The organism is Saccharothrix lopnurensis (assembly GCF_042658445.1).
GTDB classification, from domain to species: domain Bacteria; phylum Actinomycetota; class Actinomycetes; order Mycobacteriales; family Pseudonocardiaceae; genus Actinosynnema; species Actinosynnema lopnurensis.
Window position 1 is genome coordinate 1 of record NZ_JBHSQO010000075.1, and the last position, 23,497, is coordinate 23,497.

Annotated in this window: 16 protein-coding genes and 1 pseudogene; 6 read left to right on the top strand and 11 right to left on the bottom strand. The window is 74.8% G+C overall.

Annotated elements, in window-relative coordinates:
- The 5 genes from ACFP3R_RS36460 to ACFP3R_RS36480 form a co-directional block, all read right to left on the bottom strand.
- A partial coding sequence (locus tag ACFP3R_RS36460; protein WP_380643378.1) for a beta-ketoacyl synthase N-terminal-like domain-containing protein occupies nucleotides 1-3,049 on the bottom strand: 3,049 nt, incomplete at its 3' end.
- Nucleotides 3,046-4,053 carry an enediyne biosynthesis protein UnbU gene (locus ACFP3R_RS36465; protein WP_380643380.1) on the bottom strand — a complete coding sequence of 336 codons (1,008 nt, stop codon included), beginning with the start codon at nucleotides 4,051-4,053 and terminating at the stop codon, nucleotides 3,046-3,048. The genes ACFP3R_RS36465 and ACFP3R_RS36460, both read right to left, overlap by 4 nt.
- On the bottom strand, nucleotides 4,050-5,945 hold the full coding sequence (locus ACFP3R_RS36470; protein ID WP_380643382.1) for an FG-GAP repeat domain-containing protein: 1,896 nt from the start codon (nucleotides 5,943-5,945) through the stop codon (nucleotides 4,050-4,052). Before ACFP3R_RS36470 ends, ACFP3R_RS36465 begins: the two co-directional genes overlap by 4 nt.
- A gap of 36 nt (nucleotides 5,946-5,981) precedes the next feature.
- Complete coding sequence (locus tag ACFP3R_RS36475) at nucleotides 5,982-6,947, bottom strand: DUF1702 family protein (protein WP_380643384.1); 966 nt, start codon at nucleotides 6,945-6,947, stop codon at nucleotides 5,982-5,984.
- Nucleotides 6,948-7,027: 80 nt separating this feature from the next.
- Nucleotides 7,028-7,816, bottom strand: a complete 789-nt coding sequence (locus tag ACFP3R_RS36480; protein WP_380643386.1) for an AfsR/SARP family transcriptional regulator — start codon at nucleotides 7,814-7,816, stop codon at nucleotides 7,028-7,030.
- Nucleotides 7,817-8,212: 396 nt separating this feature from the next.
- Here ACFP3R_RS36480 and ACFP3R_RS36485 point away from each other — a divergent pair, with 396 nt between their 5' ends.
- The 4 genes from ACFP3R_RS36485 to ACFP3R_RS36500 all read left to right on the top strand — a co-directional run bounded on the left by ACFP3R_RS36485 (nucleotide 8,213) and on the right by ACFP3R_RS36500 (nucleotide 14,528).
- Nucleotides 8,213-8,386, top strand: a complete 174-nt coding sequence (locus tag ACFP3R_RS36485; RefSeq protein ID WP_380643388.1) for a hypothetical protein — start codon at nucleotides 8,213-8,215, stop codon at nucleotides 8,384-8,386.
- Between the two features lie 5 nt (nucleotides 8,387-8,391).
- Entirely contained in the window at nucleotides 8,392-10,635 is a 2,244-nt protein-coding gene (locus ACFP3R_RS36490; RefSeq protein WP_380643390.1) for a TOMM precursor leader peptide-binding protein, read from the top strand.
- Nucleotides 10,636-10,668: 33 nt separating this feature from the next.
- A complete protein-coding gene (locus ACFP3R_RS36495; protein WP_380643391.1) occupies nucleotides 10,669-12,177 on the top strand; it encodes a SagB family peptide dehydrogenase in 1,509 nt (502 codons plus the stop codon).
- A 140-nt stretch (nucleotides 12,178-12,317) separates the two neighbouring features.
- A complete protein-coding gene (locus tag ACFP3R_RS36500; protein ID WP_380643393.1) occupies nucleotides 12,318-14,528 on the top strand; it encodes a sensor histidine kinase in 2,211 nt (736 codons plus the stop codon).
- 64 nt (nucleotides 14,529-14,592) lie between these two features.
- Here ACFP3R_RS36500 and ACFP3R_RS36505 read toward each other — a convergent pair whose 3' ends face one another.
- From ACFP3R_RS36505 to ACFP3R_RS36515, 3 genes are all read right to left on the bottom strand, one after another.
- The gene (locus ACFP3R_RS36505; RefSeq protein ID WP_380643395.1) at nucleotides 14,593-15,198 is read right to left on the bottom strand and encodes a response regulator transcription factor; all 606 of its coding nucleotides are present in this window, start codon (nucleotides 15,196-15,198) and stop codon (nucleotides 14,593-14,595) included.
- Nucleotides 15,199-15,341: 143 nt separating this feature from the next.
- Nucleotides 15,342-16,232 carry a sugar phosphate isomerase/epimerase family protein gene (locus ACFP3R_RS36510; RefSeq protein WP_380643397.1) on the bottom strand — a complete coding sequence of 297 codons (891 nt, stop codon included), beginning with the start codon at nucleotides 16,230-16,232 and terminating at the stop codon, nucleotides 15,342-15,344.
- 88 nt (nucleotides 16,233-16,320) lie between these two features.
- Nucleotides 16,321-17,454 (bottom strand): inositol-3-phosphate synthase, encoded by a 1,134-nt coding sequence (locus ACFP3R_RS36515; protein ID WP_380643399.1) that lies wholly within the window; start codon nucleotides 17,452-17,454, stop codon nucleotides 16,321-16,323.
- Nucleotides 17,455-17,763: 309 nt separating this feature from the next.
- On the opposite strand from ACFP3R_RS36515, the pseudogene ACFP3R_RS36520 reads away from it, so the two are divergent.
- A pseudogene (locus ACFP3R_RS36520) lies at nucleotides 17,764-18,834 on the top strand (IS630 family transposase).
- A 1,521-nt stretch (nucleotides 18,835-20,355) separates the two neighbouring features.
- Here the strand turns inward: ACFP3R_RS36520 and ACFP3R_RS36525 are convergent.
- From ACFP3R_RS36525 to ACFP3R_RS36535, 3 genes are all read right to left on the bottom strand, one after another.
- Nucleotides 20,356-20,577 (bottom strand): hypothetical protein, encoded by a 222-nt coding sequence (locus ACFP3R_RS36525; RefSeq protein ID WP_380643403.1) that lies wholly within the window; start codon nucleotides 20,575-20,577, stop codon nucleotides 20,356-20,358.
- Nucleotides 20,578-21,834: 1,257 nt separating this feature from the next.
- Nucleotides 21,835-22,326 carry a hypothetical protein gene (locus ACFP3R_RS36530; RefSeq protein ID WP_380643405.1) on the bottom strand — a complete coding sequence of 164 codons (492 nt, stop codon included), beginning with the start codon at nucleotides 22,324-22,326 and terminating at the stop codon, nucleotides 21,835-21,837.
- 190 nt (nucleotides 22,327-22,516) lie between these two features.
- On the bottom strand, nucleotides 22,517-22,933 hold the full coding sequence (locus ACFP3R_RS36535) for a hypothetical protein (protein WP_380643407.1): 417 nt from the start codon (nucleotides 22,931-22,933) through the stop codon (nucleotides 22,517-22,519).
- Nucleotides 22,934-23,287: 354 nt separating this feature from the next.
- Here ACFP3R_RS36535 and ACFP3R_RS36540 point away from each other — a divergent pair.
- Nucleotides 23,288-23,497, top strand: a 210-nt coding sequence (locus tag ACFP3R_RS36540; RefSeq protein WP_380643408.1) for a hypothetical protein, incomplete at its 3' end; no start/stop codon positions are given.

The following is a 23,497-nucleotide window of genomic DNA, read 5'->3' on the forward strand; positions in this document are numbered from 1 at the left end:
CCGGCAGGGCGGCGAGCACCTCGGCCGCCTCGCCGACCGTCGCCCCGGCGAGCGAGAGCGGCGCCTCCGGCAGCGCGCGCCCCAGCGCGGTCGCCACCGCGGCCACCGCCTGGACCACCTGCAACGAGTTCAGGTGCAGGTCGCCCAGCAGCGAGGAGGTCGGGGTGATCGACGCGAGCGGCAGTTCGAGCGTGTCGGCCAGGTAGGAGGTCAGCGCGGTGAGCGGGTCGCGGTCCGCCACCGCGACGGGCTCGGGCCCGTCGACCCCGGCCGCGGCGGTGCCGGTCACGGCGGTCCCGGCGGCATCGACCCCGGCCGCGTCGACCCCGGCCGCGTCGGTCTCGGCAGCCCGGACGGCGTCCTCCCACCCGGACCGGTCCTCGCACGGGTTGCCCAGCACCGCGGGCTCCGCGTCGAGCGCGATCGGCCGGAACGGGCGGTCGGCGAACCACGGGCCCGGCCCGACGCCCGCCACCGCGGCCAGGGCGGCGGCGGCGAACGCGTGCGCGGCCCCGTCCCCGCCGACGTCCAGCGCCACCACCGGGGTGCCGCAGCCGGCGGCCAGACCGGACAGGACGGTGCCGGGGCCGGCCTCCACCAGCAGGTCGCAGCGCTCGGCCAGGCGGGCGAGCGCCGAGGTGAACCGCACGGGCTCGGTGAGCTGGCGGACCAGCAGGTCGCGCAGGTCGGCGTCCGGGTCCAGGGCCTCGCCGGTCACCGTGGAGAACACCGGCAGGTCGGGGCGGTCCAGCCGCACTCCCGCCAGCACCGCCCGCAGCGGTTCCCGCGCGGGCAGCATCGCGGGGCTGTGGAAGCCGTGCGAGACGGGCAGCGCGGCACCGGTGACGCCACCCGCGCGGGCACGCCGCAGCACCTCCGCCACCGCGGCCCGCTCCCCCGCGACCACGACCCGGTCGGGCCCGTTGTGCGCGGCGACCACCACGGGCGTGCCCGCCACCAGGGCCGCCACCGCGTCCGGGGCGCAGTCCAGCGACGCCATGCCGGTGTCCGGCACGGCGTGCCGGGCCATCACGCGGCCCCGGGCGGCGGCGAGGTCCACCGCCGCGGCCGGGGGGAGCGCGCCCGCCCAGCACAGGGCGGCGATCTCGCCCAGGCTGTGGCCGACGGCCCCCACGGGGACGCAGCCCGCCTCCTCCAACCAGGCCAGCGCGGCCATCGAGTGGCGGACCACGGCGGGCTGGGCCACGGCGGTGTCCACGTCGCCGTCCCGGCCGCCCGGCGCGGCCGGGAGCGCCGGCACGTCCAGCCGCTCGGCCCACCCGGGCAGCGCGAGCCGCACCGGGGCGGCCTGGCCGGGGAACAGCAGGCCCACCCGCCCGCCGGCGGTGCCCAGCGCGAACCCGGCGCGGCGGTCCAGCACGACCTCGCCGTCCCGGTCGGACGCGGCCCGCGCCGCCGCGGCGGCGGCGTCGGCGAGCCCGGCGGGGGTGCCGGCGACCAGGGCCGCGCGGTGGCCGCCCGGCCGGAGGTCGCGCCAGGCCGTGCCCGCCGCGTCCCGCACCACGGCCTCGCTGAACGAGCCCGCCACGGCCGCCAGCCGCTCCAGCCGGGCCACCAGCTCCCGCCGGTCCGCCGCGGCGAGCACGACCACCTCGGGCCCCGGCACGCGCGCCGCCCACCGGCGGGTGGCCGCCGACAACGCGGCGGCGGTGCGGCGGCGCACCGCCGCCTCCACCACGACGTGCGCGTTGATGCCGCCGAACCCCATCGACGACACCGCGGCGCAGGGCAGGGGTTCGGTCCACGGCTCCGCCTCCGGCAGCACGCGCAGGGGTGAGTCCCGCAGCAGCTCGTGGGGCCGCTCGCAGCCCGTGGTGGGCGGCAGCACCCGGGAGTGCACCGCCTGCACGGCCTTGATCAGCCCGGCCACGCCCGCCGCGGCCTTGGTGTGCCCGATGTTGCCCTTCACGCTGCCCAGCGCCGCCTCGGGCGCGGCCGGGCCCCGCAGCCGCGCCAGCGCCTCCAGCTCGACCCGGTCGCCGACCGGGGTGCCGGTGCCGTGCCCCTCGACCAGGCCCACGTCCGCCGGGTCGACGCGGGCCCGCCGGTACGCCCGCCGCATCGCCAGCTCCTGGCCCGCGGTCTCCGGACGGGTCAGGCCGCCCGCGCCGTCCGAGGAGGTGCCCCAGCCGACCAGGTGCGCGTACACCCGCAGGCCGAGCCGTTCGGCGTCCTCGGCGCGGGCCAGCGCGACCATGCCGCACCCCTCGCCGGGCAGGAACCCGGTGGGCTCGGCGTCGAACACCCTCATCCGGTCGCCCCGGGCCAGCGCGCCCAGCCGGGCGAACCCCACCAGCTCCAGCGGGTCCAGCGACAGGTCGACGCCGCCCGCGACGGCGAAGTCCAGGTCGCCCTCCACCAGCGCCCGGCACGCGGTGATCACCGCCAGCAGGCTCGACGAGCACGCGCCGTCCACCGTGTAGCCGGTGCCGTGGAAGTCGAAGTGGTTGCACACCCGGCCGGCGATGGTGTTGGCGAGCGCGCCCGCCAGCGTCTCGTCGCCCGGCACCGGGAACGGGTCCTTGACCAGCGCCCGCATCCGCCGCAGCACCTCGGCGGACGCCTCCTCCCCGACGCCCGCGCCGCGCAGCGCGGTCGCCGCCGCGTCCGCCACGAACGGCCAGCGCAGCCGCAGCAGGCCCGCGCGGGTGAACTCGCCGGTGAGGGAGTTGCCGATGACCACGCCCGCGGTGTCGCGGTCCAGGCCCTCGCCGCCGGGCACGCCCGCGTCGGCGAGCACGGCCGCGGCGGTCTCCAGGGCCAGCCAGTGCGCGTGGTCGGCCGCCCGGTGCAGCGGGCCGGGGATGCCGAACGCGGCGCGGTCGAAGGACCAGTCCCTCAGCACCGCGGCGTGCGTGGCGCAGGTCAGGTCGGGCTGGTCGCCGCGGTAGGCGTCGGCGAGGCGCGCGGGCGGCAGCCGCCGGAAGGCCCGGCGACCCGCCAGCACGTTCTCCCAGAGCTCGCCGGGCCCGTCGGCGTCCGGGTAGCGGCAGGCCAGGCCCACCACCGCCACGCGGGGCGGGGTCACGGCGCACCGCCGGTGGTGGACGCCTCCCGCGCGGCCGGGCGGGACGCGGCCCAGAGCACGACCCCGCGCAGCACGCAGGTGATCACCAGGGCGAAGAACAGGCCGAACACGACGCCCGCGCTGACCAGGACGCCGTACACGGCGGCCGTGGTGAGGCCGAAGACGACCTGGTTGCGCTTCCTGGTCGGCGTGGTGCCGGGGTCGGTGATCATGTAGTTCGTGTAGAGGATGAACGCCACGCCGGTCATCGGCACCAGGGCGGCCAGGAACGCGTGGTCCAGCAGCGCCCAGCGCACCGCGGCCTGGGCGACGAAGCCGCCGATCCACCCCGCGATGAGCGGGATCTTGCCGGTGAGGCCGGCGTTGAGCATGGTGCCGAGCATCAGGATGCCCACCGGGATGAACCAGTCGAGCGGGTCGCCGACGGCGTTGGTGAAGTGGTAGGGCGGCGCTATGCCGACCCAGCCGAACAGCAGCAGCGTCAGCACGATGCCGGAGTTCGACGGGTTGAGCACGTGCCGGACGCGGCCGCCGACCCTCAGGCGCACCACGTACTTCATCGAGTTGGAGCACACCACCGCGAACACGTACGGCCACAGCGACGTGTTGCCCCACAGCAGCATCCCGCAGGCCAGCGCGGTGATGTGGGCCGGCAGCAGGAAGGTGACCAGGTTGCCGGGCCCGCCCGCGTACTCCGGCGCGCGACCGCGCCCGCGGGCGTCGAGGAACTCCAGCAGCAGCGCGGAGGCGTAGCCGACCAGCACGCACGTGATCGGCGTGACCGGTGACTGCTCGAACCCGAGGAACAGGTGGCCGACGACGTTGAACACCGTGATGGACGTGGCGAACCTGCGCAGCGCCTTGACCCGCTTGTCCACCGGAGCCGCGGGCGCCTTCCGCTCGGCGAGCGCGCCGGCCGGCCCGTCGACCTTGGTGTTGTCGACCCCGGTGTTGTTGACGTGCCCCCGGTCCAGGGGCGTCGTGGGCCGGTCGAGGGTGGTCATCGCAGCACCGCCGTTCCGTCGTCGCCGAGCAGCACGGTGTGGTGGCCGGGCCGCACTCGCACCTGCGCCGAGCCGGTCCCGCCGCCCGCGCGCCAGGTGATCACCACCTCGGCCTCGTCGTCGGGCAGCACGACGTGCGCCGTGCTCGCCGAGACGCCCGCGTGGCCGTTGGCGGGGTAGACCTGGGTGGTCTGGGGCAGGCGCGGGTCGCGCAGCTCGACCCGGGCGCCCACGGCGTCGCGCTCGCCGCCCGCCGCCCCGGGCACGACCAGGCGCAGGTCCGCGGCGCGCGGGGTGTCCCGCGCGGTGTTGCGCAGCAGCACCGAGTCGTTCCACTGGTTGGCCGCCACCACGTCGAGCAGGTTGTCGCCGTCCACGTCGCCGACGGCGAAGCCGCGGGTCATGTACGGGGTCGCGATGCCGATCTCGTGCGCCAGGTCGTGGTAGCGGCCGTTCGCGGCGCGCACGAACAGCGGGTTGTGCTCGTCGCCGGACAGGTCGTCGCCCGGACCGAATTTCGGCCACGCGCCGGGCAGGCGCAGGAGCTGGTCGTTGCCCATGGCCAGCTCCTGGAGCATCGGCCAGCGGTCGCGGTCGCCCTTGAGGAAGCCCAGGGCCTGGATCAGCTCGTCGCCGCCGGAGTTGTCCAGGTCGGCGGCCTTGATGTCCCACGCCCACCCGCTGCGCGCCAAGCCCAGTTCCTCGCTGCGCTCGTCGTAGGGCAGCTCGCCGCGCAGCAGGTCGGTGCCCGGCCCGGTGGGCACGAACGCGAAGTTGCTCTCGTGCAGGGCGTACTCGGAGGTGATGTTGCTGACCGCGATGGTCGGCGAGTCCGCGCCGTCCGGGTAGGTGAACCTGACGCCCATGCCCTTGAACGAGTCGTGGCCGAGGACCTGGGAGCGCGGCGTGGTCAGGTCCCGGTCGCCGTCCACCCGGGTCAGCCGCACCGAGCCGGGCGTGGAGTGGTTGACCAGCAGCTGGTCCGGGCCGAAGTCGTTGGCCACGTACATCTCGGGCAGCTGGTCGCCGGTGAGGTCCTGGAGGCCGAAGGCCAGCGTCCACGACCGGGCGGACTCGTCGGGGAACGCCGTGCTGACGTCCACCAGGTCCGGCACCGCGCCCGGTTCGCCGGTCGGCGTGGCCAGCAGCAGCCGGTTGGTGCCGCCGTTGACGCCCATGCCCATGGAGTCCTGCATGGCCATCCGGCCGTCGTCCCCGGCGCGCACGTCGAGCACGCGGGCGCCGTCGGGGAAGTAGTTGCCCACCACGACGTCCAGGTGGCCGTCGCCGTCCACGTCCGCCACGTTGAGCGCGGTGGAGTTCCACACCTGCGTCGGCGCCACCAGCTCCTCGGCGCGGAAGTCGGCCGCCGAGGGCGTGCCGGGCAGGCGGCGCTCGTTGACGAACAGCACGGGCGAGCGGCCCCAGTAGTAGACGAGCAGGTCCATCGCGCCGTCCTCGTTGAGGTCCGCCGGGACGCAGCCCATCGGCGCCATCGTGGCGTCCAGCGGCAGCGGCGCGGGGTCGAGGGCGAAGCGGTCGTAGCCCGGCCCGCCCGCGCCGGGCGCGGGGAACACCGTCACCGAGTCGTCGCGCGGGTCGACCAGGCACACGTCGCCCTGGTGCCGCTGCCCGCGCAGGTCGGTGAGCGCCACGGCCGCGCCGACCGCGGAGATCCAGCCCCGGATGTGCTCCAGCGCGGGCTGCACGGGCCGCTGGGAGCGGGGGTCGGCGGGCGCGGGCGCCAGCCGGGTGGTGGTGAACGAGAACCGCGCGGCCAGCGCGGCGGTCTCGTCCGCGCCCAGACCGGGGCGGGCGGTGCACAGCCCCACGGCGACGCACAGGGCCACCGCGGTGGCGGGGGCGACCGCCCGCCGGAGGTGATCGGGCATGGCAGAACTCCCATCTGGTGGCCGTGGTGGAGGGCGTCAGCCCAGTCGGGCGACCCGCTCGCGCAGGCGCGCCTTCCACTCGGCGTAGGCGGACAGGTCGGCGGAGCCGGTGAGCCCGTCGGCGGCCTCGTCGGTCCAGCGGCGGGCGGTGGCCGGGTCGGTGCCGAACAGGTGGGCCGCGGCGGCGGAGGTGTGGTCGGGCACGATGCCGGAGCGGTCGCGGGCCGCCACCGCGAACAGCGCGCCCTGGCCCAGGTGCCACCGGTGGGGACCGGCCGCGGCGCGCAGCCGGTCCAGCGCGGCGGCGTCGGCGCAGCCCGCGTAGCACGACGCCAGGCCCACCCCGGCCCAGACGTGCGGCCGGGCGGGTTCGGGCAGCGAGCCGATCACCGCGGCGACGCCGTCCACGTCGGCCGACTCGGCGAACCAGAGCGCGCGCCCGCTGCCCGCCAGCACCGCCTCCCAGCGCGGCGACCCGGGGCGGCGGGCGCGGCGGCGCAGCGCGGCCAGGCCGCCGAAGTAGGTCTCGGCGAAGCCCGCGCCGTCCAGCGCGAGGCACCGCAGCAGCGGCTGCGCCGAGGGCGGGCGCGGCGCGGGCAGCGGCAGCCGCAGCACGGTCGTGGCCGGGGCGACCGCCCAGCCGTAGCCGACGCTGATCAGGTGCGCGTACCGGTCGCCGGGGCCCGACAGCAGGCGGTCGAGGGCGCCGGTGGGCCACGGGGTGAGCCGGTCGCGCAACGCCGCGTGCATCCCGGCGCCCTCGTAGGCGAACCCGCGCTCGGCCGCGGGCACCTCGGCCAGCGCCGGGTGCGGGTCGCGCCAGTGGCGCACCGCGGTGTTGAAGCCGGTGAGGAACCAGCGGGCGTGCCGTTCCAGCACCTCCCGCTCGGCCGGCCGGTCCAGCCGGAACCCGCGCCCGGCGAAGTCCGCCATGCCGAGGGGCAGCACCCTCGCGGGACCCGGGCGGGGTGCCCGGCGCGGGCCGCGGTCCGTCACGGACATCTCTCGTTCCTCCTGTCGGTCTGCCGGTCTGCCAGTCGGTGGTCTGCCGGTCGGTGGTGCGGGGCTCGGGCGGTGCAGGCTCAGGCGGTGGCGGCGCGCTCGTCGAACGCGTCGAGGGCGGGATCGGAGTTGAGGATCGCCTGGTGCACCCGGCGCACCCGGCGGGACGGCTCCAGCCCCAGCTCGTCGACCAGCGCGCCGCGCAGGGCGCGGAACGCCTCCAGCGCCTGCCACTTGCGGCCGCTGCGGTACAGCGCCGTCATGTACTGCGCGCACACCGCCTCGTGCATCGGGTACCGGGCGTTCAGCTCGCTCAGCTCGCCGAGGACCCGGCCGTGCCGACCCAGCCGCAGGTCGGCGTCGATGCGGGCCTCCAGCACGCCGAGCCTGCTCTCGTCGAGCCGACGGGCCTTGCCGGCCAGCAGGCCGCCGACCGGCACGTCCACCAGCGCCGGACCGCGCCACACGTCCAGCGCGGAGGCCAGCAGCACCGAGGCGCGCTCGGGGTCGCCCTGGTCGAGCGCCCACCGGCCGGCCCCGGCCAGCCGCTCGTAGCGCCGGACGTCCAGCTCGTCCGGGCCCAGGTCCAGCTGGTAGCCCGTGTGGCGGGTGGTCAGCCGGGCCCGCGCCCAGGAGCCGCCGGCGGCGTCGACCGTGCGCCGCAGGTTCAGCACGTAGGTCTGCACGGACTGCACCGGGTTGCCCGGCGGCCGGGCGCCCCACAGCTCCTCGACGATGCCGCGCAGCGGCACCACCTCACCCGCGTGCAGCGCGAGCAGCGCGACGAGCTGGCGCGGTTTGCCCGCCGACGGCGTGATGTCGCGGTTGCCCTCCTCGACTTCCAGGGGACCCAGTACCGATACACGCATCGTGCACCCCCTAGTGGACGGGTTCGCCGTCGGAGACAGAACGACGGGCTCGACAAAAACGCTCGCAGAACGCCGGCGGCGGCCGACAGTGCGCGCACCACGAATGCGTTTCGGAGTCGGTCACGGGCCGGACCGTGACGAATGCACGACCGGGACGACGGCCCCGGCACTTGGCCGGACCTCAGCGAATCGCCGACCGGGAGCAGTGCTCCCGAAGGCCGGTCCCCGTTCGGGCGAACGGCCCAACGAGAGCGCGAAGAATGCCGTCGGAATTCCCCCGCCGGTGATCGGAAGTGAAAAGAACACATTCCCGCCGTGACCGCGGCACTGGTTGCGCACCACCGCGGAAACAAGACTCGACCTCGCCCGCTCCTTCGCCCCGCCCCGGAGGTCACCGTGAACGCCACCCGCAGCGAACTGCTCCGCGAACTCACCCGGCTGGGTGTGCGCCCGGCCACCACCGGGGTGCGCGTCGACACCTTCGGCCACCTGGTCGACCGGCCCGACGCGACCCTGGCGCCGACGATGTGCGCGACCCGGCACGCCGTGCCGGCCCCCGCCGGCAGGTGATCCCGGTGGCCGCCCTTCCGCCCCGTATCGGGTTCAAGCGGCACCTGCGCGTGGAGACCGCGCGCAACGGCGACAGCTACGCGTTCTCCGAGCGCGGCGTCACCGTCATGGGCGGGCGGCAGGTGGCGCCGGCCGTCGCCCTGCTGGACGGCACGCGCGACCTGCACGGCGTGTTCGACGCGATGCCCCCGGGCGGCGGCGCGGCTACCGAGGAGGTCGCCGGCCTGGTGCTGCGGCTGTCCGACGAGGGGCTGCTCGCCCTCGGCGGGGAACTCGCGGACCGCTCCCCCGAAGCGGCGTACTGGGACGCCGCCGGGGTGGCCGGGAACGTCCCGGCCACCCGGCGGATCGCCGTGCGGGCGCTGGGCGGCACGGACCGCGACGGCGCGGTGGAGGCGCTGCGGCACAGCGGTTTCGAGGTGGTCGACGCCGGGGAGGTCGACGCCGGGGAGGCGGCGCTGACCCTGCTGCTGTGCGAGGACTACCTCGATCCCGTGCTCGCCGCGGTGGACGCCGCCCACCGGGCGCGCCGCACGCCGTGGCTGCCGGTCAAGACCGGCGGGACCTCGATCTGGATCGGCCCGGTGTTCCCCTCGGACGGGCCGGGCTGCTGGCACTGCCTGTCCGTGCGGCTGTGGCGGCACCGGCGCGCCGAGTCCTGCGCCCAGAGCGCCCTGGGCCGCACCGGGCCCGCGCCCCTCCCGCCGTGCGGGCTCCCGGCGCTCGCGGACGCCGCCGTGCGGCTCGCCGCGGTGACCGCGGCCCAGTGGCTGGCCGGGCACCGGCACGACGGGACCCGCGCGGTGTGGACGTTCGACAGCCTGACCTTCCGCAGCGAACACCACGAGCTGCGCCCCTACCCGCAGTGCGGCACGTGCGGCGACCCGGACCTGGTACGCGCGCGGACCCGGCGGCCGGTGCGGCTCGCGCCGACGCCGAAGGCCGGCGGCGGCCGGGCGATGACCGCGGGCGCGGTCCGGGAGCGGTTCGGGCACCTGGTCAGCCCGGTCACCGGCGTGGTCAAGCGCGTCGAGCGCGACCCGCGGGGGCCGGAGTTCTTCAACTGCTTCCGGTCGGGCGCCAACGCCGCCGCCGCGATCACCGACGTGGACCACCTCCGGTCCGTGCTACAGGCCCAGAACGGCGGCAAGGGCGTGACGCCGCTGCACGCCGAGGTCGGCGCGCTGTGCGAGGCGGTCGAGCGGCACTCGGCCCTGTTCCACGGCGACGAGGAGCGGGTGCGCGGCAGCCTGCGGTCCCTGGGCGACCGGGCGCTGCACCCCAACGAGATCCTGCTCCACGACCCGCGCCAGTTCGCCGACCGGCGGCGCTGGAACGCCGCCCACTCGCCGTTCCAGCACGTGACCGAGCCCTTCGACCCCGACCTGCGGTTGGACTGGACCCCGGTGTGGTCCCTCACCCGCGAGGAGCACCGGCTGCTGCCCACCGCGATGCTGTACTTCGACGCGCCCGGCCCGGCGTCGGTGCGCGCGGACTCCAACGGCAACGCCGCCGGCGCGAGCGTCGAGGACGCCGTGCTCCAGGGCCTGTGCGAACTCGTCGAACGAGACGCCGTGGCGCTGTGGTGGTACAACCGTCTACGTGTTCCCGAAGTGGACCTGGACGCGTTCGCCGACCCCTGGGTGGACGAGCTGCGCCGGGTGCACGCCCGGCTCGGCAGGCGGGTCTGGGTGCTCGACGTGACCTCGGACCTCTCGGTGCCCGTCCTGGTGGCGCTGTCCTGCCTGGTCGACGGGCCGGGCGGGCACGTCGTGCTGGGCTTCGGCGCCCACCTGGACGCGCGCGCGGCGCTGCACCGGGCCCTGGCCGAGCTGAACCAGATGATGCCCGCCGCCCTGTCCGCCGAGGGCGGCGCCACCGTGGAGGGCGATCCGGACGCGTGCGCGTGGTGGCGGTCGGCGACCACCTCCAACCAGCCCTACCTGCTGCCCGACCCCGACGCGCCCGCGCGCGGCCCGGCCGCGTACCCGCCGGCGCCCGAGCAGGACCTGCTGGCCGATGTCACCCTGGTCCGGCGGCGCGTCGAGGCGGCGGGCGCCGAGGTGCTGGTGCTCGACCAGACCAGGCCGGACGTGGGCATGCCCGCGGTGAAGGTGCTGGCACCGGGCCTGCGCCACTTCTGGGCCCGGTTCGCCCCGGGCCGCCTGTTCGACGTGCCGGTCCGCCTGGGCCGGCTGCGGGAACCGACCCCCTACGACCGACTCAACCCGCTCCCGATGTTCTTGTGACGTCCGGGAGCGGCCCGACGCCAGGAGCGCGAAGTGCCGAAGAGGTGGGGCGACGGTGCGCTGTCCCTCGTGCGGCTGTGGTCGCTGCGCGAGGACGCCCTGCTGGAGATGGACCGGGACCTCGGCACGGCGGTCGTGGTGTCCGAACGGGGCGAGACGCAGCTCGACGACGTCGGGGGCGTCGTGGGCGAGTCGCTGCACCGGATGGCGCTGGGCCCCATCGCGCCGGGCAACGTGCTGCCGCCCCGGCACCGGGACGGCGGCGGGGAGTGGGAGCGGTTCGGCGCCGCCCTGGACCGCCTCGGCGGGGTCGTCGTGCACTCGCTGGCCGGCAACGACAGCCGGCTGCTGCTGTCCGCGGTGCCCGTCGAGGCGGACGCGGCGTTCGAGCTGCCGCTGCTGCAACCCCGCGACGAGGTGCGGCTGTCCCGGTACGCGGCGCTGCGCGCGGGTGACGGCGAGATGCTGCTGGAGTCGCCGCTGGCCCCCTACCAGGTGCGGCTGCACCGCCACCTGGCGGTCAAGGTCGTCGCGGGACTGGGCAGCGCGGTCGCCGTGGTGGACCTGGCGGCGGCGCTGCGCGTGGCACGTCCCGTGGTGACCGACCTGGTGGCCTACCTGGTGGCGAGCGGCGCGGTGCTGCGCGGGCGCGCCGACCCGGGCGGCGTCACGCGCTTCGCCGAGGACACCGACCCGGTGCTGGCCCGCTGGACGCGGCACGACCTGCTGTTCCACGTCAGCACCCGCCGGGGCCGGGGCGACGGTCCGGCCGGCGCGGTGTACCCGCTGGCGGGCTGCACGCCACCACCGCCCGCACTGCGCCCCCGTCCCGGCCCGGCGGTGCCGCTGCACCGCCCGGACCGGCCGGACGGGGGCGGCCCGCCGCTGTTCGCCGCCGTGGAGGCCGTCGGGCGCCCGGCGGGCGAGCGGCGCGGCCCGGTGGCCGCCGCGCCCACCGCGCGCCTGCTGGGCGAGCTGCTGTTCCGCACGGCCCGCGTGCGCTCGGTCGGCGAGACCTCGGGGTTCGGCAGCCCGCCGCACGAGGTGAGCGACCGGCCGCACGTGGACCGGCTGGGGTTGCACGAACTGGAGGTGTACGCCTGCGTGGACCGGTGCGCGGGCCTGGACCGGGGGGCCTACCACTACGACCCGGCCGCGCACGCCCTGGTGCGCGTCGCGGACCCGGACGAGTGGTTCGACGAGCTGCTCGACGAGGTCCGGGCCGCAGTGAGCGCGGCGGACCGGCCACCGGTGCTGCTGGTGATCACCGTGCGCACCGAGCGCGCCTCGTGGGTCTACCGCGACATCGGCTACGCCACGGCCCTGGCGCACACCGGCGCGCTCCAGCAGCTGCTGCACCTGGTGGCCGGCGCGCTGGGCCTGGAGCCGCTGGTGCCGCCCCTCGAACCCGGCGAGGTCGCCGATCGGGCGCTGGGCCTCGACTGGCTGGTCGAGACGGCCGTCGGCGGCTGCGCCCTCGGGTACGCCGAACGGCGCGGGGAAGAAGTTCCCGCCGGTCAGGTGCCGTTCGACGCTCCGTGAACGCGTTACGATGCACGTTCCGCCGACATGTCCGGTATGACCGGTGGCCCCGGCCGCGCCGGGACCCGGTGGATCGGTGCCCGGGAGGCGACACCGCCGGGGGACGGAGGACGATGCGCTCGATCCGGGTGGGTCAAGGGGTGCGCCTGGCACCGCGGCTGGCCGCCGTCGTGGTCACGGTCGTCTTCTGCGGGTACTGCGTCGTCGGCCTGCTCCAGGTGCTGCTGGAGGGCCCCAACCCCGCCGAGATCGTGCTGGCCGTCGTCGCGATGGCGGCGCTGCTGTCGTTGCAGCTGTTCTACTTCGGCCGCGCCGCGCGGTCGCTGCGGTCCCCGGCGACGACCGTCGCGCTCACCGCGCAGGCCCTGCTGGCCTACCTGCCGCTGCTGGACTTCGGCCAGTCGTGGGTCGGGATGCCGAGCTTCTTCCTGGGCAGCCTGCTGCTGGTGCGCTCCACCGCGGCCGGCCGCGTCGCGTTCGCGGTCGGGCTCGGGGTGGTCGCCGCGGCCCAGGCGGTGATCGGCGGCAGCACCCTGGACGTGGTCTACACCTCGGTGGGCACGCTGGTGTTCAGCCTGTCCGTCTACGGCCTCACCCGGCTGTCCCGGCTGGTCGGCGAGCTGCACTCGGCCCGCGCCCGGCTCGCCGAGGTGGCGGTGGGCGAGGAGCGCCTGCGGTTCGCCCGCGACCTGCACGACCTGCTGGGCCTGAGCCTGTCGGCGATCACGTTCAAGACCGAGCTGGCGCACCGGGTGCTGCACGCGCGGCCGGAGCGGGCCGCCGAGGAGCTGGGCGAGATCCTGGAGGTGGCGCGCCGGGCGCTGGGCGACGTCCGCTCGGTCGCCGGCGGCTACGCGGAGCTGTCCCTGAGCCAGGAGTGCGACCACGCCGAGGCGATCCTCCAGGCGGCCAACGTGCACGTCGAGGTGCGCCGCGACGACGCGCTGCCGGCGGGCGTCAGCTCGGTGCTGGCCACCGTGCTGCGCGAGGCGGTGACGAACCTGCTGCGGCACAGCAAGGCCGAGCACTGCTCGGTCACCGTGGGCGGGCGCGACGGCCGGGCGGTGCTGGAGGTGTGGAACGACGGCGTGCCGGAGGAGAGCCCCGCGAGCGGCAGCGGCAGCGGCATCGACAACCTGGCGCACCGGGTGGGCGCGCTGGGCGGCGAGCTGCGGGCGGGCCCGGACGGGGTCGGCGGGTTCCGGCTGACCGCGACCGTGCCGGAGGCGGCGGCCGACGACGGCGCGCCCGCCGCGACCGGCGGCGCCGCGCCGGAGGCCGGGGTGCGGCCGGGCCTGACCGTGCTGGTGCTCGTCGGCATGTTCGTCGCGGCGGCGGTGCACCTGCTGTACCTGACCCGCGACCCGTGGCTGCTCGCCCTGGGCGTGGGCAGCGCCGCCGGCGTGCTGGCCCTCCAGGTCCGGTGGTTCGCGCTGCGCGACCCGTGCGAGCACCCGCGGGCGTCGCGGCTCGCGCTGGCCGCGCAGGTGGTGCTGGTGTACCTGCCGCTGCCGGTGCTGGGCGCGGCGTGGGTGAGCACCCCGGGGTTCCCGGCCGGTTCCGCGCTGATGCTGTTCCACCCGGCCGTGGCGTGGACCGGGTTCGGCGCGGTGGTGCTCAGCGTGGGCGTCGCGCAGGGGCTGACCACGGGCAACGTGCTCGACGTCGTGTTCAACGTGGTGGCCACGACGATCAGCGGGCTGGTGGTGTACGCCCTGGGCGTGCTGTCGCGGCTGGTGGTGGGGGTGCAGCAGGCGCGCGGTGACCTGGTGGGCCGCGTGGTCACCGAGGAACGGGTGCGGTTCGCCCGCGACCTGCACGGCCTGCTCGGGCTGAACCTGTCCGCGATCATCCTGCGCAGCGAGCTGATCCGCAGGCTGATCACGACCGACCGGGAGCGTGCCGAGGGGGAACTGGTCGAGGTGCTGGAGCTGTCGCGCCGCGCGCTGGCCGACGTCCGGTCGGTGGCCCGGGGCTACCGGGAGACGCCGGCGGAGGAGGTGCACTCGGCGATGGCGTCGCTGCTCGCCACCGAGGCCGTGGTGGCCGTCGAGCGCGACGTGGGCGAGTTGCCGCTGCACGTGCGCGGCGTGCTCACCGCCGTGCTGCACGACCTGGCGGCGAGCGGGTCGACCCCGGGGCGGGGCTGGCAGATCAGCGTCCGGCCGGGGGGCGGGGTGACCGTGGTGGAGGTGGTGGACCGCGACGACGGTCGGGACAGCGCGGTGCTGGCGGCGCTGCGCGAGCGCGTCGCGGAGCTGGGGTCGGAGCTCACCACGCACCCGCTGCCCACCGGTGGCCACCGCTTCACCGCCGAGGTGCCCGCGAAACCACCACCGGACGGGGGCTGATCGGCGGCGGTTGACCGGCGTTGGCCCCTCAGCGCCAAGCCCCAGCGCCAGCCACCCTGGGCGGCTACAGCCAGCCGGCTTCCTTCGCGATCCGGATCGCGTCGACCCGGTTGCGGGCCTGCAACTTGGTGACGATCGTGGTGAGGTAGTTGCGCACGGTCCCGGCCGACAGGAACAACCGCGCGGCGATCTCGGTCGGGTTGGCGCCCGCGGTCGCGAGCCGCAGCACCTCCAGCTCCCGGCCCGTCAGCGGGCAGTCGGTGGAGTCCCAGGCGGACAGCGCCAGCTCAGCGTCGACGACGCGGCGGCCCGCCGCCACCCCGCGCACCGCGTTGGCCAGCCGGTCCGAGGGCGCGTCCTTGAGGATGAACCCGCCCACCTTGGCGGCGAGCGCGCGGCGCAGCGTGCCCGGCCGGTTGAGGCTGGTCAGGATCAGCGTGCGGCAGGACGGCATCCGCTGGTGCAGCTCGGCGGCGGCGGTCAGGCCGTCCTTGCCGGGCAGGTCGATGTCGATGACGGCGACGTCCACGGCGTTGGCCTGCGCGGCGGGCACGATCTCGTCGCCGGACGCGACCTCGGCGACGACCTCGATGTCGTGCTCCAGGTTGAGCAGCGCCACGAGGGCGCCGCGAACCATGTGCATGTCCTCGGCGAGCAGGATTCTGATCATGGGCGGGGCCTTTCCACGGCGCGGCGTAAGGCCGGTACCCCATGGTTGTACCACCCCGCGGGGTCGCCGGGCCTCCCCCACACCGCCACCGGCTCACCCCGGGCGACGGCCGACCGGGTCACCCCGGGCAATGGCCGACCGGCTCACCCCGGTCGGCGGCCAGCCGGGTCGTCGCCGGTCCAGGCCGCTCGTCCGTGGTCCCGACGACCTCCCCGCAACCGGAGGAACTCCCAGGACCGCCGCGCCGCCTCCGGCGCGGCGTGCGAGTGGCACGGCAGCTCCACCGACACCAGCCCCCGGTAGCCGCCCTCCTCGAGCGCAGCCAGGACCGGCGGGAAGTCGAGGTCGCCCGCACCGAACTCCAGGTGCTCGTGCGCGCCGCGCCGCACGTCCTCGACCTGCACGTGGACCAGGCGCGGCAGGGCCCGCCGCACGCAGTCGGCCACCGGCCGCGGCCCCGGGCACCGGCAGTGGCCGACGTCGAGGGTGAGCCCGAGGTCGAGGTCGAACCGCGTGACCAGCTCGTCGAAGCTGTCCAGGGTGTCGACGAACATGCCGGGTCCGGGCTCCAGGCCCACCGAGACGCCCGCCACGGCGGCGCTGCGCAGCACGGCCGCGCAGCCGCGCGCCAGCCGGTCCCGGTTCGTCGCCGGGTCGCTGCCGGGGTCCGCGGTGCCGCTCCGGAACGACACGGCCTCCGCCCCCAGGTCGGCGCCGATGTGCACGGCGCGCCGCAGCAGGTCCAGCCGCCGCTGCGCGCCGTGCGCGGACATCAGCGTCGGCTGGTGCTCGCGCCACGGGTCGAGCAGGTAGCGGCCACCGGTCTCGACCACGACCGCCATGCCGGTGCGGTCGAGCAGCCAGCGCAGGGTCGCGAGCCGGCGGGGCAGGTCGTCGGCGAACGGGTCGAGGTGGCGCGCGTCGAGGGTGACGGCGACGCCGTCGTAGCCGAGGTCGGCCAGCACCGCGACGGCGTCGGCCAGGGTGTGGTCGCCGAAGCCGTTGGTGCCGTAGCCGAAGCGCAGGGAGCTCATGCCGATGCCGCCTCACGGCCCGGCGCCCGTGCCGGCGGGTGCGGCACCGCGAGCACCCGCACCGGCCGCCGGACCGGGTAGCGCGCCCTCATCGCCGGGCCCACCGGACGAGCGCGGCGTACTGCGCCTCCAAACCGTGCTCGACCACCCCGAGCGGGTCCTTGAAGAAGAACCCCAGCTCCGGCACCGGACCGCCGCCGTCGGCCAGGCACAGCAGCCGCGCCAGGTCCAGCACCAGCGGCGCGGCCAGCGCCGAGTCGCACCCCTGCCAGGTGAACTGCATGGTCATCCGCACGCCGAGGAAGCCCTCGAACCCGATGTGGTCCCAGGCGGTCTTCCACTCGCCCAGGTCCTCCACGTGGTGGATGTGCACGCCGCCCTCCACCGGGTGGCCGAGCAAACGCTCCAGCACCACCGCCTTGGACGCCGCCTTGGCCGCGGCGCGGTCGGCGTCGGCGAGGTTCGCACCGTCCCCGCCACCGAGCAGGTTCGTGCCCGACCAGGAGCGGACCCGCAACGCGCGCCGGGTGAACAGCGAGGCGAGCACGGACTTCACCAGGGTCTCGCCGGTCTTGCCGTCACTGCCCGCATAGGGAGCGCCGCGCTCGACGGCGAGCTGGTGCAGCGCGGGCAGCCGAGCACCGGTGGACGGCGTGAAGTCGACGAAGCCGCACCCGGCCAGGAACGCCGCGCACGCGTAGAGCGAACTGGGCGGCAGAACCACCCCCCGCCCCAGTTCGACCTCCAACGCCGACCAGTCGGCGTGCGCGGCGTGCGGCACGACAGGCGGCTCGGTGGCCGCGACGTTGACCACGAGCACGCGCCGCAACCCGTTGCGCCGCCGGAAGTCCGAGATATCGGCGGCCAACCGCTCCACCACGGCCCACTGCGGATCGGGCGCGTCGGCGTGCGCGCCGGGCCGGACCTCGGCATCGGCCGCGATCAGGTCGTCCACCACCAGTCCCGCCACTCCGGACGGCAACACCCCGGCCCGGGTCAGCAGTTCCGCGCGCTTGGCCGGGTGGGACACCACCACGTCGTGGCCACCGAACACCAGGTCGTCGAGCGCGGGCAGGTCGATCCCGGCGAAGTCGGGCAAGGCGGTCACCAGCCCGGTGGGCGGCAACACCCCGGCCCGCAACGCGGCCGCACCCGCAACGGCCGTGGTCGCCACCGACCCACGCGCCCCGACCAGCCACACTCCCGTTCGGTTCCCCGTCATGCCGGACCTCCCCGCACCCGTCGCGTCGGCAGGTTGATCCTGTGCCACGCGCCGGCGTGGTCGACAGTGCACGGCTCACCGGTGGTCGTGAAAAGTTCAGGAGTGCGGCCTGCGGTCCTCGGCAACGCGCCGCGCGGGGATCGGCCACCGGTGTTCCCGACCTGGTAAGGGCATCGGTCGGAACCGACCCGGTCGCGGAGCGGTGGGCGTTTCTCCGTTGAGCAGACTGTCCCGGTACAGAGGTTGAATTCGTGTTGGCGGTGGAACTGGCCCCGTGACGTTTCTTGATCGTCGCGGTATGCCGGGTGGATGAGGTATGCGCAGGGTGGTGGCCTGACGCCTCGCGAGCAGCGGGCGCGGGAACGGATACGACTGGAGGCCGGTGCCCGGTTCGCCCGGGGCGAGAGGACCGCCGTGGTCGCCGCGGAGCTGCGGGTGGGTGTGCGGCAGGTGGAGAAGTGGCGGCGCAGTTGGCGTGAGGGCGGCCTGGACGCGTTGCGGTCGGCGGGGCCGATGTCGGTGGAACGCCTCTCCCCGGTCCAGTGGGAGCGGCTGGTGCGCGAGTTGGGCAAGGGCCCGTTGGCGCACGGCTGGGACGAGGGTGGGGGCTGGACCCTGTCCCGGGTGAAGACCGTGATCGGCCGGTTGTTCCGGGTCGGTTACACGGTGCAGGGGGTGTGGCGGCTGTTGCGGCGGCACGGCTGGTCGGTGCAGGTCCCTGCGCATCGCGCGTTGGAGCGTGACGACGGGGCGGTCGGGGTCTGGCACGAAGAGGTGTGGCCCTGGGTAAAAGACTCGCGGGGGACCTGGGCGCCGTCATCTGCTTCGAGGACGAGGCGGCCAGGGGCTGAGACCACCGAAAGGGCGCAGCTGGGCACCACGCGGTCAGACCCGGGTGTTCACCGTGCGCGGCCGCCGCGCGGGTTGGGTGTCCATCGCCGGAGTGCTGTGCTTCAGCCCGGCGACCGGCCGCGTCTGCTCTACCGGCTGCGCCTGTGGCGTGGCCGCAAAGGCGAGCGGCGCGGCTTCGCCTGGGCCGAGTACCGCGACCTGGTCCTGGCCACCCACAACCGGCTCAAGGCGCCGCTGGTGTGGATCTGGGACAACCTCAATGTCCACAAGACACACGAGCTGACCGACTTCATCACCGCCAACCGGGACTGGCTGCGGGTGGTGCACCTGCCGTCCTACGCGCCGGACCTGAACCCGACCGAAGGCGTGTGTTCGCTGCTCAAGCGGTCGTTGACGGACTTCGCCGCGGCCGACCTCGACCACCTGGTGCGGGTGGTGAAACGGAAACTCAAGAAGATCCAGTACCGGCCCGACGTGCTCGACGGCTGCCTCACCCAGACCGGACTGACCCTCACGACGACACCATGATCACACCAACCGCCATCGCTCTTTTAACCTCTGTATCGGGGAAGAACACCCGGTGCAACTCGACCTCGTACACCATCTCCTGTCCCGCCACGCCCTCGATCATGCCGCAGCCCCGCCCTCTCGGCGGTAGCTGTCGCGCGGGCGGGAGGTCGTCGCGTTCCGACGCCGCCACCGCATCCGGCCGAGTCCGGTGTTCCGTGCGGCAGTCCGCTCAGCCCGGGAGGACGCCCTGGAGTGACGCTCCGCAGGTCGACGACCACCAGCAGCACCACGCCCGGCACCGCCGCGGTGACCCAGCATCATGATCACCGCGGAACCCGGCGCAGGCCCGCGACCGGCCGGCCGCCGAGCCCGAACGCGCAGCGCCCACCGACCTGGGCACCACGGCGCCCCGACCCACGACCACCGGCGCGATACCAAATGGCCGACTACCCACGCCCCGCGCGAGGTCGATCAAGTGGCCCATCCACGGTTCGCCGGCGTCTACCGCTTCCTCCCTCCCGTCGAGGACTTCGGAAAAGAGCACCGGGACCTGTCCCACCACGCCGTGAGCAGACGGCAGGCCGTTCGCAGATGTTTTCGGTGGCATGCCCCACGAGCTGGTCGGCAGCCCGCTCATACCCCGAAGACCCGGCTGAACAGGAGAAGGCCCTTGACCGAACACGCCCGACACCGGGCCCGCCGCGCACACGGACGCGGCAGGACCGCACCCAGGAAGGCCACTCGCATCACCACCGCGTGCGTCACGGCCGGCATCACGATCCTGCGGCTTGCGGACCTCGCCCGTGCGGTGTGGGACTGGTGGCCCTGAACACCACACCTGTCCACCACGACCAGCGCGGGAGGCCCGGCATACGACCACCGTCGACCACCGGCGACCATCGGCGACCATCGGCGCAGCCGCCGGGACGTCGACCACCAGGCCGGAACACGCACCGCGGCCGCCGCGCGTTCCGGCCTGGTAACGGCGAGCAGCACCTCCTCGACCACCGAGCCGCCCGCCCCGGAGAAGCGCCCTGCCGAGGTACGCGAAGCACGGTGACCGGGCACGGCCGCTGGCCCCACCACGACCACCAGCACGACTTTGACCGGGCGGACGTGATGACCGAAAACACCGAGGGTAGGCGCCCCCGGACCCTGGACCGGCCGGCACCACGGCGGCCACCAGGCTGAGGCGGACGAGGCGGCTCCCGGCCCAGGCCCATGGCGCACCCCCGCACCAAGACGTCCGGCGCGTCCGCCGGCTGTCCCGGTCGGCCGGCGGACGCGCTGGCGTGATCGGGGCCGAACAGCAGCGCCGAGGTGACGCCCGACGCTGGGCGGGAGCGATCCGCAGCCTCGTGCGGCTCCAGCTCGGCGCAAGCCGCAGCGGCTGGCACGTCGAAGGCACCAAGGGCGGGGACGCCAGGGGCAGGGCACCTCGACCGACCCGGCGACCAGACGCAACACGGCGTGCAGCCGGACACAGGGTCTCCGGCGCGTCCCGGTGGCCGAGGACGGCCATCGGGACGCCGTGGCCGGTCACCCGCCGATCAGGGAATTGAACACCATCGCCGCCCCGGCCGAGCCGGTCACGATCGCCAGGCCCGGGTGCTGCCCGGCCCAGGTCAGCAGCAACACCGCGCCGACCCCGCACAACACGGCGAGCAACAGGATCATCGCGGCGCGCTGGGACAACAACGAGCTGGCGCCACCGCCTCGATCGAGACTTCCCTGATTTGCATGATTTATTTTGGTCTGCACTGAAATAATTATGATAACTGTGCCCCACTGCACGACCGGGCGTTCGGATAGCGAACCGCCAGCGCCCAAGGCTGGTGACATAGGTGTTGGCGTACTGGTGCAACTGACTGGCACACCGACCTCGGCCTGGGAGAAGCACCGCGTTGCAGCTGGTCGATGCTGCGGCCACCTGGGTGGGTGGTACCGATCCTTCGGACACCGCCGCCGTGCTGTCGGCGGACTGGGACGGCTTCGCCGCCGCCGAGGCCGCGCCGGTCACCTGCTCGCGGCGGACAACCCATGGCGACGCGTTGCGCGCGCGCAACGCCGCGCCGGTGTCGGCAGCCGTCGCGATCGGGCTGCGGTGCGCCCGTCACCGCCCGACACCTGCACCGCCATCGAGACCGTCGACGCTCTGCTCCCGCCCGGCCACCAAGCCAGGACACGGATGCCGCCCCTGCGCCTCGATGACCCGAACGCTCCGGCGGACGCCTCTGTGACGGTTTCCGTTCCAGCAGCCGCCGCACGACAGGCCCTTGTCGCGCCAGCCCTGGAGTTGAACACGGTGCTCCCCCGAGCCGTCGCCATGGCACGCGACGACGCCGACCGGACCGCGTGCGAGCACGGCACCCGCCTGGCCCACAGAACTGAGCCGCTGTCGGGAAGGTCGGTTGAGTTCCTTCCTCAACAACGCCCGCGACCTGACCATCCCGGCCATTGCGATGGCCACGCTGCACCGGGACAAGGACACGACTTCAGCGCCGGAAGCACCGACTGCCGGAAGAACAGGACCTGATCCGTCATGCTGCCCACCGAGCCTGTGTGCTCACAGACCTGGAGAACCTGGTCGACGCCAACCACAGGCCCCGACGCTGCGGGCCCGTGTGATCGCCCTGCTCGACGCGGCCGGGTCCCGCCACCACGCTGTGGCCCCTACACCGCACCCGGCGTGGACAGCGACACGACCGCCTTCGTCGTGGCCGCACTCGAAGTGGCACCGCTGCAAGTGGAAGCAGACCCCGATGCCGCTGAGAACGCCCTGATCAGGCACACGGTCCGCGTGTAGGCCGACGGCTGCACCCGGTTCACCGTCTGCTCCGGCAGCGGGGCTTTCGCCACCCCGGCCGACGCCGAGCACACCTGGATCGACGTTCTGGTCTGGCAGGGCCAGCCGGTCTCGACCCGACTGGCCGATGTCGCCCACGGCGCCAGCGAACTGCCCCGACCGGCGTCCTCGACCATGGTCGGCTGCGCGTGTCCGGGCTCGTCCAAGACGCCTCAGCCGCGGGGTGGATGTTCTCGGTCGGATTCGGTTCCGCCCTTCGTCCGGCGCAGCGGCGCCCCGTCTCCCTCCCACAGCGCGGACACCACCGAGTCGTGCTCCTCCGGCACCCCAATCGCGATGTTCTTCTCGTTGAACGCGGCGGTGGCCCGTGCGACCAGGTCGCCGGGGTCCTGGTCGATCTCGGCCGGGTCCGCCGTCAGGACCAGCAACACGGTGCGCGAGCCGCGGCCGATCTCTCCGGTGATGTCGACCCCGAGGGGACCGTCCAGTCCGGCCTTCTTCACCAGTCCGTGCGCGTCGGCGCGCAACTTCGCGGCCGCCACATAGCTCTGCACGATCGGCCTGCTGACCGCGGATGCCGCCCAGTCGGCGATGCGGTTCCCGCTCACACCACGACGGATGTCGAAGTCGATGGCACGGAACAGCCTCGCGCGCGCGTCGATGAATTCCTGCGCCGCGTGCGGCGTCGCGGGGTCGATATCCACACCACCACCCTATCGGACAAAGTTTGCCCGGACAAACTTTGCCCGATAGGTACGGCCCGTCCGTCTGCGGCCCGCCCGGCGCGGCAGGCACCGGAACCCCTCCGCCCCGAAGTGCGGTCATCACCGCCACAACGCCCGCCTACTCCACCGAGCCGCCGGACGGGCTCCCGACGGGAATGGCGTGTCCTGGTCAGCGCAGGGTCGATAGCCGGTGGACGTCCGGACGCAGGACGAGGTCGTGATCGAGCAGCACACCCAGGCCGGTGGAATCCCGGGCCGGTCCGAGTGCCCCGGTACCAGGCGCGCACCCAGGCGCGCACGTCGGTGCGGGAAATCCGCAGGTGGCCGCTTCGGCGGCCGTGGCCGAGGTCGCGTCGGTGAGTACGGTGACCGCGATGTGGTGGTGGCCGGTCGTCGGGGCATGCCTCCAGGCGAACATCGCTGCGCGAGGCGGCGCCGGCTGTCGGATCATGGTGGTGTCCCGACCATCGTCGGCTTCGACGGTGATCAGGGGCGCGGAGGATATCCCGGCGCGGTACAACACGTCGGCGTCGGCGGTGTCGGACAGAAAGGGGTCGATCGGGCGGCAGACCTTGCACGCTTCCACGCCCGCCGACGGCCACGGCCGGACACGGCCAGGCGCGGGCCTCGCGAATGGGCAGCAGGTGGCTTCGGTGGCCGCCGCCACGACTCCGGTCACCGGTCGGAGGCCCGTAGGGGCGGTTCCACCAGTCCCCTTCGGGTCCGAGGTCCTCCCGGCCGACGTCGACGGTGTCGTCGGAGAGGACCAGGCTGCCCGTGCCGTGATCGCCGACGTGGACGTACTCGTGCAGCGTGGCCTCGGGCGGCCGGGACTCACCCGAGGCCACGCGTATAGGCAGTCGCGCAGGTGCAGGGTGGCAGACGGCGTCTCGTAGGGGTAGGAGACCGTGCCCGCCCGCCACCGCCGCACGGCCCGGTCGTGGTCGTCGAGATCGTGCGCGTAGACCTGTTCGCGCCCGGCACAGCAGCGACACCGGTCACCGGTGTGGAACAACGGGTCCGCCCGCAGTTCGACCCCTTCGGCCAGGCCGCGGTCGATCAGGTGGAGGGTGTCCCTATGTGGTTGTCAAGCCGCAGCCGGGGCGGGAGTTTTCTCGGGATGCCGGTAGTGGGTCTTGTTTCGGAGCAT